The organism is Ideonella sp., from assembly GCF_036277275.1.
Classification (GTDB): domain Bacteria; phylum Pseudomonadota; class Gammaproteobacteria; order Burkholderiales; family Burkholderiaceae_C; genus Ideonella.
This window is the reverse complement of sequence record NZ_DASUNH010000044.1, coordinates 15,132-28,484: the sequence shown is the minus strand read 5'-3', so window position 1 is coordinate 28,484 and position 13,353 is coordinate 15,132. Positions and strand designations below refer to the sequence as shown.

Sequence of the window (13,353 nt, the reverse complement as noted above, 5' to 3'; positions counted from 1 at the left end):
AAATCACCCCACCCACCGTCGCGCGTTGCGGAACATGCGCATCCACGGGCTGTCGGCCGTGATGTCGCCATTGGTCCAGCTCATCTGCGCATGGCGGAAGACGCGCTCGGGGTGCGGCATCAGCGCGCTGAAGCGGCCGTCGGCCGTGGTCACCGCCGTCAGACCGTCCGGGCTGCCATTCGGGTTGAAGGGGTAGACCTCGGTCGGCGCGCCGTGGCCGTCGACGAAGCGCATCGCTCGGTGCACCAGGGTGGCGTTGCCGCGCTGCGAGAAGTCGGCGAAACCTTCGCCGTGCGCCACGGCGATCGGCGCGCGACTGCCGGCCATGCCGGTGAAGAAGATCGACGGACTATCGAGCACCTCGACCATCGCCAGCCGGCCTTCGAACTGTTCGCTCTTGTTGCGCGTGAACTTGGGCCAGGCCTCGGCACCGGGGATGATCGGCGCCAGCGCGGCCATCATCTGGCAGCCGTTGCACACACCCAGCGCAAAGCTGTCGCTGCGCGCAAAGAAGGCGGCGAACTGCTCGGCCAGCACTGGATTGAACATCACCGAACGGGCCCAGCCCTCACCGGCGCCCAAGGTGTCACCGTAAGAGAAGCCGCCGCAGGAAATGAAGCCCTGGAACTGGTCCAGCCGTGCGCGGCCGGCGTGCAGGTCGCTCATGTGCACGTCGAAGGTGTCAAAGCCCGCCTTCGCCATCGCGTAGCTCATCTCGACATGGCTGTTGACGCCCTGCTCGCGCAGGATCGCCAGCTTCGGCCGGGTCTTGTTGATGAAAGGCGCGGCGATGTCTTCGGCCGGCTCGTAGGTCAGGTGAATGTGCAGGCCGGGGTCGTCGCCACCGGCGGCCGCGTGTTCACTGTCGGCGCCGACCGGGTTGTCGCGCAGCCGGCTGATGCGCCAGCTGACGTCGTCCCAGGCCTGGTGCAGTTCGCGCAGCGGGGCCGAGAACTGCGGCTTGGCATCGCGCCAGACCTCGACCACCTGCTTGTCGTTGGTCTTGCCGACGACATGGCTCAGCGTCGACAGGCCATGGGCGCGCAGCGTGCCGAGCACAGCGTCGCGCTCGGCCGTCTTCACCTGGATCAGCACGCCGAGTTCTTCGTTGAACAGGGCCTTCAGCGTCAGTTCGTCGCGCCGGCCGCTGACCTGGCTGGCCCAGTTCTTCGAATCGCCCATTTCGGCGCGGCTGTCGGCAATGCCGTCGCCTTCGGTGACCAGCATGTCGACGTTGAGGCTGACGCCACGGTGGCCGGCGAAGGCCATTTCGCAGGCGGCCGCCCACAGGCCGCCGTCCGAGCGGTCGTGGTAGGCCAGCAGCTTGCCTTGGCCGCGCAATTCGTTCACCGCAGCGACCAACGACTTCAAGCGCGCCGCATCGTCCAGATCCGGCACCGTATCGCCGAACTGCTGCAGCGTCTGCGCCAGAATCGAGCCGCCCATGCGGGCCTTGCCGGCGCCCAGGTCGACCAGGATCAGCGTGGTGTCGCCGTCTTGCAGCTGCGGCGTCAGCGTGCCCCGCACGTCGTCCAGCGTGACGAAAGCCGTGACGATCAGCGACACCGGCGCGACGACCTGCTTCTGCACGCCGCCGTCTTGCCAACGCGTGCGCATCGACAGCGAATCCTTGCCAACCGGCACGCCGATGCCGAGCGCCGGGCAAAGCTCCATGCCGACGGCCTTGACCGTGTCGTACAGCGCGGCGTCTTCGCCCGGCTCGCCGCAGGCGGCCATCCAGTTGCAGCTGAGCTTGACGTGCTCGAGCGTGATCGGCGCGGCCAGCAGGTTGGTGATGGCCTCGGCCACCGCCATGCGGCCCGAGGCCGGGGCGTCCAGCGCAGCCAGCGGCGTGCGCTCGCCCATGCTCATCGCCTCGCCACGCAGGCCGGCGTAGTCGGCCAGCGTCACCGCGCAGTCGGCCACCGGCACTTGCCACGGGCCGACCATCTGGTCGCGATGGTTCAGGCCGCCGACGGTGCGGTCGCCGATCGTCACCAGGAAACGCTTGCTGGCCACGGTCGGGTGACGCAGCACATCGAAGGCGGCCGTCTTCAACTCGACGCCATCCAGATTCAGCGGCGCCAGTTCGCGCGCCACGCGAGTCACGTCGCGCTGCATCTTCGGCGGCTTGCCCAGCAGCACGTCCATCGGCATGTCGATCACGCGCTCGCCGCCGGGGCCGTCTTCGAGGATCAGCTCCTTGTCGTCGGTGGCGACGCCAACGATCGAGAACGGGCAGCGCTCGCGCTCGCACATCTGCTCGAACAGCGGCAGCAGGTCCGGGTTCACCGCCAGGACGTAGCGTTCCTGGCTCTCGTTGCACCAGATTTCCTTCGGCGCCAGGCCGGTTTCCTCGAGCGGCACCTTGCGCATGTCGAAGCGGGCGCCCTTCTCGGCGCCGTCGACCAGTTCGGGGAAAGCGTTGCTGATGCCGCCGGCGCCGACATCGTGCACGGCGACGATCGGGTTGTTCGCCCCGAGCGCCCAACAGTGGTTGATGACCTCCTGCGCGCGGCGCTGGATCTCGGGGTTGCCCCGTTGCACCGAGTCGAAATCGAGTGCCGCGGTGTTGGTGCCGGCCGCCATTGAGCTAGCAGCGCCGCCGCCCATGCCGATGCGCATGCCCGGGCCGCCGAGCTGGATCAGCAGCGTGCCGGCGCCGAAGGGCAGCTTGTGGGTCTGGCCCTCGCTGATCGTGCCCAGGCCGCCGGCGATCATGATCGGCTTGTGGTAGCCGCGGCGGATGGCATTGGCGCCCTCGCCCACCGTCTGCTCGAAGACGCGGAAGTAGCCGCCCAGCGCGGGCCGGCCGAACTCGTTGTTGAAGGCCGCCCCCCCCAGCGGGCCCTCGGTCATGATCTGCAGCGGGCTGGCGATGTGCTCGGGCTTGCCGTAGGGGCTGGTTTCCCAGGGTTCGCTGGTGCCCGGGAGGTTCAGGTTCGAGACCGAGAAGCCGGTCAGGCCCGCCTTGGGCTTGGCACCGCGGCCGGTGGCGCCCTCGTCGCGGATCTCACCGCCCGAGCCGGTGGAAGCGCCCGGGAACGGCGAGATCGCCGTCGGGTGGTTGTGCGTTTCCACCTTCATCAGCACGTGCGCCGTTTCCTGGCGCGGGCCGTACTTCGGTGCGTTGGTGAAGCCTTCGGGCAACCAGCGCTCGATCGGGCCGCCTTCCATCACCGCGGCGTTGTCGCTGTAGGCGACGATGCTTCGCTGCGGGTTGGTCTTTTCGGTGTGGCGGATCATGCCGAACATCGACAGCGGCTGCTTTTCGCCGTCGATCGTGAATTCGGCGTTGAAGATCTTGTGGCGGCAGTGCTCGCTGTTGGCCTGCGCGAACATCATCAGCTCGACGTCGGTGGGGTTGCGCTTCAGCCCGGTGAAGGCGTTGACCAGGTAGTCGATCTCGTCGGTGGACAAGGCCAGGCCGAATTCGGTGTTGGCCTTCTCCAGCGCGGCACGCCCCTGCCCCAGCACGTCCACATGGGCCATCGGCTCGGCCGGTTGCTCGTCGAACAGGTGGCGGGCGGCGTCGCGTTCGAAAGCCACGCTTTCGGTCATGCGGTCGTGCAACAGCGCGGCGCAGGCCTGGCGCTCGTCGGCCGTCAGCGGCTTGGCGCCGCCCAACAGGCCGGTCTTCAGCGTCAGCCGGTATTCGGTGACGCGCTCGACGCGGTGGATGCCCAGGCCACAGTTGTGGGCGATGTCGGTGGCCTTGCTGGCCCAGGGCGACACGGTGCCCAGGCGGGGCATCACGACGACCAGTTCGCCTTCGGCTGCCAGGGCCGGGTCGCCGTAGCGCAGCAGCGAGGCCAGTTTGTCCAGTGCGCCAGCGTCCAGGCCGGCGTCGCTCCAGGCCCAGTGCACATGGCGGGCGGTGACACCGGTCACCTTCGGGCAAGCGGCTTGCAGGGCGGCGTGCAGCGCTTGGGCGCGGAAGGCGGACAGGGCGTTGCCGCCCTCGAAGTGCATCAGGTGCTTGGGAGCTGAAGACATGGGGTGACGGCGTGGGAGCGGCGGTGGCGGCGCGGCACGCTCGTGGCGCACCGTGTGGCGGGAGGCCGGCAGCCCTGGGACACCAGGGGCCAAGCCCGTGAAAACCCGTGATTTTACGGGGGAGTGCGACAATGACAGTCATGTCATTGCGTTGGAGGCTCACTTCGCTCTGCGAAGTTGCGCCGTAAACAAAAATCTCTCTATGACGATCACATTGAAGTCCGCCGCCGACATCGAAGGCATGCGCGTGGCCGGCCGCCTGGCCTCTGAAGTGCTGGACATGCTGACCCCGCATGTGAAGCCCGGCATCACCACCGAACAGCTCGATAAGCTGGCACACGACCACATCGTGAACGTGCAAGGCGGCGTCCCTGCCCCGCTGAACTACCAGCCGCCGGGCTATACGCCGTACCCGAAGTCGATCTGCACGTCGATCAACCACCAGGTCTGCCACGGCATTCCGAACGACCGGCCACTGAAGAACGGCGACATCGTCAACATCGACGTCACCGTCATCAAGGACGGCTGGCACGGCGACACCAGCCGCATGTTCGTCGTCGGCGAGGGCTCGATCGCCGCCAAGCGGCTTTGCGCCATCACCTATGAAGCGATGTGGCGCGGCATCGCCAAGGTCAAGCCGGGCGCACGCCTGGGCGACATCGGCCACGCGATCCAGACCTTTGCCGAGAACCAGGGCTTCTCGATCGTGCGCGAGTTCTGCGGCCACGGCATCGGCCAAAAGTTCCATGAAGAGCCCCAGGTGCTGCACTACGGCCGCCCGGGCACGCTGGAAGAGCTGGTGCCTGGCATGGTGTTCACGATCGAGCCGATGATCAACGCCGGCCGGCGCGAGATCCGCGAAACGGGCGACGGCTGGACCATCGTCACGAAAGACCGTTCGCTGTCCGCCCAATGGGAGCACACCATCGTCGTCACCGAGACCGGCTACGAGGTGATGACGGTGTCGGCCGGTAGCCCGGCTGTGCCTGCGTTCGTCGCAGGCTGATGGGTCATGGAGCGGGATCAGGACGCCGGGGCACTCTGCTCCGTTCGTGTCCCCCGCCGCCAGCCTGCGGCTGACAGCTCCTCCTTTACCTCACTGCGCAGAGCACCCCACCATCCTGATCGGCACTGTCTTGCCTCATCAACGCGCGGCAAAACACCGTGCCCGCCGAGGGTATGGGGTGACTGGCGCAGCGAAGTATTAGGAGGAGGCAGCAGCCAATGGCTGCTGTCGGGGGACGGAGCCCGGACACAAACAGTCCTGAGGACTGTTTGTGCCTGGCGACGCTACGGGCCTCCTGGCCCGGGGATGAACGGAGCCAGTCGCCCCGTACGCTCGGCTCGCACCAACCCTCTGGCTGACCGGAACCGGACATAACGGATTCGCTGACATGGCCCCTTTGGACGCCCCGACCGAAAAGGCCGCACCCTGCGTCACCACGCTGCGCGATCGTTTTCGCGGTGGCAAGGCCGAGCTGATCGAGCACTTCCGCAGCTCGCGCCCCACCACCACCAGCGTCGCCAAGCTGCTGCGCGCACTGGCCCGGCACGTGGACGCCACGCTGCAAGAGCTTTGGCAAGCCAGCGGCATGCCCACCGGCGCCGCACTGCTGGCCGTGGGTGGTTATGGCCGCGGCGAGCTGTTCCCGCATTCCGATGTCGACGTGCTGGTGCTGCTGCCGCCGACGATGGTGCATGCGGCCGACGACCCGGCCGTGCACGCCACGCTGTCGGGCTTCATCACCGCCTGCTGGGACATCGGGCTGGAGATCGGCTCGTCCGTCCGCACGATCGAAGATTGCATCGCCGAAGCCCGCAAGGACGTGACGGTGCAGACCGCGCTGCTTGAAAGTCGCTTTCTCTGCGGCTCGCGGCGCCTGTTCAACGCCTTTCGCCACGCCAACACCGAGGTGATGGACGCGCGGGCCTTCCTGCGCGCCAAGTCGCTGGAAATGCGCCAGCGCCACGTCAAATACGAAGACACGCCCTACGCGCTGGAGCCCAACTGCAAGGAAAGCCCTGGCGGTCTTCGCGACCTGCAGGTCGTCATGTGGGTGGCCCGCGCCGCCGGCCTGGGCCGCACCTGGAGCGAGCTGGCTGCCAAGGGCCTGATCACGCCGTTCGAGGTGAAGCAGCTGCAGCGCCATGAAGGCACGCTGAAGCTGATCCGTGCGCGACTGCACATGGTGGCCGGCCGGCGCGAAGACCGGCTGGTGTTCGACCTTCAGACGGCCGTGGCCGAGAGTTTCGGCTACGAGAATGATCGCGGCACCCGCGCATCCGAAGTGCTGATGCACCGCTATTACTGGGCGGCCAAGGCGGTCACGCAGCTGAACCAGATCCTGATGCTCAACATCGAAGAGCGGGTCAACGGCACCGAGGCCGTGCCGATGCGCCCGATCAACGCTCGCTTTTTCGACCGCGCTGGCATGCTGGAGGTCGCGCGCGACGACCTCTACACCGAGAACCCGCACGCCATCCTCGAGACCTTCCTGGTTTACCAGCAGACCCCCGGCATCAAGGGCCTGTCGGCCCGCACCTTGCGCGCGCTCTACAACGCCCGCAACGTGATGGACAGCAGCTTCCGGCGCGACCCGGTGAACCGCGAGCTGTTCATGGACATGCTGCGCCAGCCCGAGGGGCAGACGCACGCCTTCCGTCTGATGAACCAGACCTCGGTACTGGGCCGCTACCTGTGGGTTTTCCGCCGCATCGTCGGCCGCATGCAGCACGACCTGTTCCACGTCTACACGGTGGACCAGCACATCCTGATGGTGCTGCGCAACGTACGGCGCTTCTTCGTGCCCGAGCATGCGCACGAATACCCGTTCTGCAGCCAACTGGCCGCGGGCTGGGACAAGCCGTGGGTGCTGTACATCGCCGCCCTCTTCCACGACGTGGCCAAGGGCCGCGGCGGTGATCACTCCGAGCTCGGTGGCACCGAGGTGCGCCGCTTCTGCCGCGACCACGGCCTCGACAGCGCCGACACCGAACTGGCCGAGTTCCTGGTCCGCCACCACCTGACGATGAGCCGGGTGGCGCAGAAGGAAGACCTGTCCGACCCCGAGGTGATCACCTCGTTTGCGCGCAGGATGGGCGACGCGCGCCACCTGACCGCGTTGTACCTGCTGACCGTGGCCGACATCCGCGGCACCGGCCCGAAGGTGTGGAACGCCTGGAAAGGCAAGCTGCTGGAAGACCTGTACCACCTGACGCTGCGTGCACTGGGCGGCGGCTCGCCCAACGCCGACGCCGAGATCGAGGCCCGCAAGCAGGAGGCGCAACACATCCTGGCGCTGCACTCCGCGCTGCCGGGCACCGAGCAGCCGCTGTGGAGGACGCTGGACGTCAGCTACTTCGCCCGCCACGACGCAACCGAGATCGCCTGGCATGCGCGCGCGCTGTGGCGCCACATCGAAACCCGCGTGCCGATCGTTCGCGCCCGGCCCTCGCCGATCGGCGAAGGCCTGCAGGTGCTGGTCTTCTCGCCCGACTGCCCCGATCTTTTCGCCCGCATCTGCGGCTACTTCGACTCAGCCGGCTTCTCGATCCAGGACGCGAAGATCCACACCACCCGCGCCGGCTACGCGCTGGACACCTTCCAGGTCGTCAACCCCAACGCCGAAAGCCAGGCCGCCAGCGCCTACCGCGACATGATCTCGCTGGTCGAGACGCAGGCGGCCGAGGCGCTGGCGTCGACCGGCATGCTGCCGCTGCCCAGCCGCGGCCGCGTGTCGCGCCGGGTCAAGAGCTTCCCGATCCAGCCCCGTGTGTCGCTGCGGCCGGACGAGAAGGGCCAGCGCTGGGTGCTGTCGGTCAGCACCAGTGACCGGTCAGGCCTGCTCTACGCCATCGCCCGGGTGCTGGGCAAGCACGAGATCAACCTGCAACTGGCGAAGGTGTCGACGCTCGGCGAGCGCGTCGAAGACACCTTCCTCGTCAGCGGCCCGGCGCTTCAGCAGCCCAAGCTGCAGCTGCAAATCGAAAGCGAGCTGCTCGACGCGATCGCGATGACCCCATGACACAGCCATGAGCTTGAGCACCATCACCGCCGCCGAGGCCATGGCAGCACCCGATGGCTATGACACCATCATCGATGCACGCTCGCCATCGGAGTTCGCCGAAGACCGGCTGCCCGGCGCGGTGAACTGGCCGGTGCTCGACGACGCCGAGCGCGCCGAAGTCGGCACCATCTACACCCAGGTCTCGACCTTCGAGGCGCGCAAGCGCGGTGCGGCCATCGTCTCGCGCAACATCGCGCGGCTGATCGACGAACACATCGCAGGCTTGGGCCGCGAGTGGCGGCCGCTGGTCTACTGCTGGCGCGGCGGCCAACGTTCGGGCAGCTTCGCGATCGTGCTGGCGCAGATCGGTTTTCGCACCCGCCAGCTGCAAGGCGGCTACAAGGCCTACCGCGAGCTGGTGCGCAACGAGCTGACCGAGTTGCCGCTGGGCTTCGACTGGCGCGTGCTTGGCGGGCGCACCGGCAGCGGCAAGACCCGCCTGCTTGCCGCGCTGGCAGCCGAAGGCGCCCAGGTGCTGGACCTGGAAGCCCTGGCCGCCCACCGCGGCTCGGTGCTGGGCGAGTTGCCCGACCAACCGCAGCCGAGCCAGAAGGAATTCGACAGCCGCATCTGGCATGCGCTGCGCGGCTTCGACCCGGCTCGGCCGGTATTCGTCGAACGCGAAAGCCGCCGCATCGGCCGGCTGCAACTGCCGGACGCCGTGCTGCAGGCCTGGCACGACCGCGGCCGCGCCATCCAGGTCGAGCTGAGTCCGGCCGAGCGTGTGGCCTTGCTGACCGAGGAATATGCCTTTTTCACCCGCGACGTCGGCGCGCTGAACGAGCGCCTGCAAGCCCTCACCGAGCTGCGTGGCAAGGCCACTGTCGCGCGCTGGCAATCGCTGGCCGCATCGGGCGACTGGCCAACGCTGGTGACAGAGCTGATGCAGCAGCACTACGACCCGCTGTACGACCGCGCGACGCGGGCGTTTGCAGACGCTGCGAACATCGAGACGATCACGTTGAGCGACGCGCGGCCGGCGACGTTGGCCGACGCAGCGCGCCACCTGGCCGGCTGACGCCCCGATCCCGCCGGGCCCTCGCGCCATTCTCGGCCGTATGCTTGCTCCATGAAGACGGTCAAGCCGGTGATGAGACGAGACCACGTGCTGCCAGTCGAGGTGCTCCGGGAGCTGCGGATCGCCTCGGCTGGGAGCGGGCTGGATCACCTCAGCGCGGCTAGTGGCCTTGCCGTGGTCGGCGACCATCTGTATGTGGTCGCCGACGACGAGCACTCGCTGGGGCAGTTTCACCTGGTCGACGGCGGCCCCGGCCGCCTGCTGACACTGTTCGACGAGGCGCTGCCCTCCCACCACGGCGAACGAAAAGCCCTCAAAGCCGATCTCGAAGCGCTGACGGTGCTGCCCGAACTGGCGGGTTATCCGAATGGCGCGCTCTTCGTTGCCGGCTCGGGCTCAAAGCCCAATCGGCGACGCGGGGCGCTGCTGTCATTGGACGTGCGCGGCGTAGTGACAGGGGCGGCCCGGCCGGTCGACCTCACCGCCATCCACGGGCCGCTGCAACACCAACTCGGAGCGCTGAACATCGAGGGCCTGTTCGTCTCGGCCGGTGCGCTTTGCCTGCTGCAGCGCGGCAGCAAGGTCTCGCCCACCAACGCCTGTGTCCGTTTCGACCTGGGCGAGTTCGGCAAGTGGTTGACGCAAGGTGGCCCGGCTCCGCAGCCCACGTCCATCACGGGCTACGACCTCGGCTCGGTCAGCGGCGTGCCGATGACCTTCACCGACGGCGCCGCGCTGCCCGACGGTGGCTGGGTTTTCTGCGCCGCAGCCGAGGACACGGACGACAGCTATCACGATGGCGCCTGCGCCGGCTCCGCCGTTGGTGTCGTGGACGCCTGCGGCACGCTGCATGGGCCGTTCGTGACGGCGGCCCCGGCAAAGGTCGAAGGCATCGCCATCGACCCGCACGGTGCGCCCGGTGCCATTCTTCTGGTCACCGATGCCGACGATCGGCAGATGCCGGGCTCGTTGCTCAAGGCATCACTGACCCACGTGATGCACTTTCCGTTGCCCACCGCCGTGCGTCATGAGCGCGGCCTCATGCCGACGAACCACGGCGCAAGCAGTCGCTCGTCACGGGACACCTGAAACCGAGCAGCCGCCGGTCAGGCGCAGGCCGGTCTGAGCCCCATTGCGGCCTACTGCGCCGGCTTGGCAGGCGCAGCGGCGGGCGCAAACCCATCCGCCCGCAGCAGCGCGCCCACCTCGGGATCGCGACCGCGGAAGTTGCGGAAGGCCTGCCCGGGGTCGACGGTGTTGCCGACCGACAGCACCGTGTCCCTGAAGCGCTTGGCGAGCTTGGGGTCGAACGGGTCGCCCGCTTCGACGAACGCGTCGAATGCGTCATGCGACAGCACCTCGGCCCAGAGGTAGCCGTAGTAGCCGGCCGCATAACCGTCGCCCGAGAACACATGGCCGAACTGCGGGATGCGGTGGCGCGCCGCCATCGCTGAAGGCATGCCCAGCTCGGCGAACACCGATTTCTCGAACGCACGCGGCTCGACCGGCTTGGCGCCTTCGAGGTGCAGCTTCATGTCGAGCAGCGCCGACGCGAGGAACTCGACCTTCCAGAAGCCCCTGTCGAAGTTGCGGCTGCGCTCGATCTTGTCGACCAGCGCCTTGGGCAGCGGCTGCCCTGCCTGGTTGACCAGCATCGCGAGCACCGGCGGCGTCGGCAGCCAGTACTCGTGGACCTGCGAGGGGAACTCGCCAAAGTCGAGCACCGAATTCGGCCCGGCCAGGCTGGGGAACGTCACGTCCGAGCACAGGCCATGCAGCGCGTGGCCGAACTCGTGGAACATCGTGACCGCATCGTCCCAGGTGATGGTGACGGGCTCGCCCGGCTTGCCGCGCTTGAAGTTCGAGTTGTTCGAGACGATCGGGCGGATGTCGCCGCCCAGCCGGTGCTGCGGCCGGTAGCTGTCCATCCAGGCGCCCGAGTTCTTGCCCTCGCGCGCGTAGGGATCGAAGTACCACAGGCCGTTGTGCTCGCCGTTCCTGCCGAGCACCCGATAGACGGTCACGTCGGCATGGAACACCGGCACGTCGTGCACCGGTTCGAAGCGCAGGCCGTACAGGCGACCAGCCGCCCAGAACATCGCATCGCGCACCTTGTCCAGCTGCAGGTACGGCGTCAACTCGTCGATGTTGAAGTCCAGCTGCTGCTTGCGCAGCCGCTCGACGTAGTAGCGATAGTCCCAGGGTTGGATCTGGAAGCCGCCCTTTTCCGCGTCGACCAGCTTCTGCATGTCGGCCACCTGCTGGTTGACCTGCGAGACCGCTGGTCCCCAGACTTTCAGCATCAGCGCCATCGCGGCCTGCGGGTCTTGCGCCATCGTGTCCGACAGCTTCCAGTGCGCATAGGTGTCGAAGCCCAGCAGCTTCGAGCGCTCGGCACGCAACGCCAGTACCTCGGTGACGATGCGGTTGTTGTCGTTCGTGTCGCCTTTGTCGCCACGGTGAATGAACAAGCGCCACGCCTTCTCGCGCAGCGCCCGCTTCGGCGAGCGAGCAAGGAAAGGCTCCATGGCCGAACGCGTGTTGGCAATCACCCAGCGGCCCTTCATGCCAAGCCGCCTGGCTTCCTGCGCGGCGGCCTCGATGTCGCCTTCGCTGAGGCCGGCAAGGTCGGCGGCTTCGCTGATCACCAGCCCCTGGCCGCCTTCGTCGGCGAGCAGGTTCTGGCTGAAATCGGTGGCCAGCGTGGCCAGGCGCAGGTTGATCGCGGCAACACGCTGCTTGTCCTTCGGGCCGAGCCGCGCACCCTGCTTGACGAAGCCGGTTCGGTAGGTCCAGACCAACCGCTGCTGCTCGGGCGTCAGCCGTTGCATTTCGTCGGACCGGTAGACCGCCTCGATGCGCTCGAACAGCCTGGAGTTCTGGGCCAACTCGTCTTCGAAAGCCGCGAGCTTGGGCTCCATCTGGCGCTGAACCTTCTGGAAACCGGCCGTGCTGAGCGATCCGGTCCACACACCATAGAGCACCTTCGCCTGTTGCAGCAGCCGGCCCGAACGCTCCAGTGCCAGCACGGTGTTGTCGAAATTCGGCGCCGCCTTGTTGGCAGTGATCGCTGCGATCTCACGCCGCTGTTCGGCCATGCCGGCCACCAGCGCCGGCGCGAAATGCTCGATGCGGATCTTGTCGAATGGCGGCACGCCGCCATAGGGGCCGGCCCACGACGCCAGCAGCGGGTTGGCCGGCGGTGCAGCCGGCACCTTGGCGGCCACGACGGCAGCGCTGCCGGCCAGCGTCAGGGCGGCTGCCCAGCGGATGATTGCGCGCAACATAGGAACGATTCCCCCCGGATCTCTGGGCGCGACCGATGCGTTCGGCCATGAAAAAGCGGCCTCGTGGGCCGCTTTTGGTGTTCGCCCGAAGGGCAGAACCTTACCCCATGTGCAGACCGCCATTGCACGAGAAGTCGGCGCCAGTGGTGAAGCCCGAGTCTTCGCCAGCCAGCCATGCCACGACCGAGCCGATTTCTTCCGGCGTGCCCAGGCGCTTGACCGGAATCGTCGCGACGATCTTTTCCAGCACCTCAGGCTTGATCGCGCGGACCATGTCGGTGCCGATGTAGCCCGGGCTCACGGTGTTGACCGTCACGCCCTTGGAGGCCACCTCCTGCGCCAGCGCCATCGTGAAGCCGTGCATGCCGGCCTTGGCGGCCGAGTAGTTCGTCTGGCCGGCCTGACCCTTCTCGCCGTTGACCGAACTGATCTGGATGATGCGGCCCCAGCCCTTTTCCACCATGCCGGGCACGACCTGCTTGGTGACGTTGAACATCGAGTTCAGGTTGGTGTCGATGACTGCGTGCCAGTCTTCCGGCGTCATCTTCAGGAACATGCGGTCGCGGGTGATGCCGGCGTTGTTGACCAGGACGTCGATCGCGCCATGCTCGGCCACGGCCTTCGAGAAGGCCTGCACCGTCGAATCCCAATCCGCCACGTTGCCGACCGAGGCATGGAAGGAATAGCCCAGCGCCTTCTGCTCGACCAGCCATTTGTTGAAGTCGCGGCTCGGGCCGCAACCGGCGATGACCTTGAAGCCTTCCTTGTGCAGGCGCTGGCAGATTGCCGTGCCGATGCCGCCCATGCCCCCGGTCACGTATGCCACTTTCTGTGCCATGTCTGTCTCTCCTTGTGTGCAATTCAACAAATGCCGGGCAAGCCCCGGGGCCGTGCGCCCACTATTGCGCTTGCGCCCCGGGCTGGGCAGCCCGGATAAGCCCTAACGATCGCCAAAGCAAACCCAGCCGCCGAGCGCCAGAAGATC

General features: G+C 67.4%; 7 protein-coding genes. 4 read left to right on the top strand and 3 right to left on the bottom strand.

The window, feature by feature from the left end; translation table 11 throughout:
• Window positions 1–3: 3 nt before the first annotated feature.
• Window positions 4–3,996, bottom strand: coding sequence for a phosphoribosylformylglycinamidine synthase (purL, locus tag VFY73_RS09075; RefSeq protein WP_329717845.1), 3,993 nt, complete (start codon window positions 3,994–3,996; stop codon window positions 4–6).
• A gap of 202 nt (window positions 3,997–4,198) precedes the next feature.
• On the opposite strand from purL, the gene map reads away from it, so the two are divergent.
• The 4 genes from map to VFY73_RS09055 all read left to right on the top strand — a co-directional run bounded on the left by map (window position 4,199) and on the right by VFY73_RS09055 (window position 10,170).
• Complete coding sequence (gene map / locus VFY73_RS09070; protein ID WP_329717843.1) at window positions 4,199–5,002, top strand: type I methionyl aminopeptidase; 804 nt, start codon at window positions 4,199–4,201, stop codon at window positions 5,000–5,002.
• Window positions 5,003–5,390: 388 nt separating this feature from the next.
• Window positions 5,391–8,021: a [protein-PII] uridylyltransferase gene (locus VFY73_RS09065; protein WP_329717842.1), complete on the top strand. Its 2,631-nt coding sequence runs from the start codon at window positions 5,391–5,393 to the stop codon at window positions 8,019–8,021.
• Window positions 8,022–8,028: 7 nt separating this feature from the next.
• Entirely contained in the window at window positions 8,029–9,081 is a 1,053-nt protein-coding gene (mnmH, locus tag VFY73_RS09060) for a tRNA 2-selenouridine(34) synthase MnmH (protein ID WP_329717840.1), read from the top strand.
• A 51-nt stretch (window positions 9,082–9,132) separates the two neighbouring features.
• Window positions 9,133–10,170: a DUF6929 family protein gene (locus VFY73_RS09055; RefSeq protein ID WP_329717838.1), complete on the top strand. Its 1,038-nt coding sequence runs from the start codon at window positions 9,133–9,135 to the stop codon at window positions 10,168–10,170.
• 50 nt (window positions 10,171–10,220) lie between these two features.
• Here the strand turns inward: VFY73_RS09055 and VFY73_RS09050 are convergent, their stop codons facing one another.
• Window positions 10,221–12,368 (bottom strand): M3 family metallopeptidase, encoded by a 2,148-nt coding sequence (locus VFY73_RS09050; RefSeq protein ID WP_329717836.1) that lies wholly within the window; start codon window positions 12,366–12,368, stop codon window positions 10,221–10,223.
• Window positions 12,369–12,468: 100 nt separating this feature from the next.
• Window positions 12,469–13,206, bottom strand: a complete 738-nt coding sequence (gene phbB, locus VFY73_RS09045; RefSeq protein ID WP_329717834.1) for an acetoacetyl-CoA reductase — start codon at window positions 13,204–13,206, stop codon at window positions 12,469–12,471.
• Window positions 13,207–13,353 lie beyond the last annotated feature (147 nt).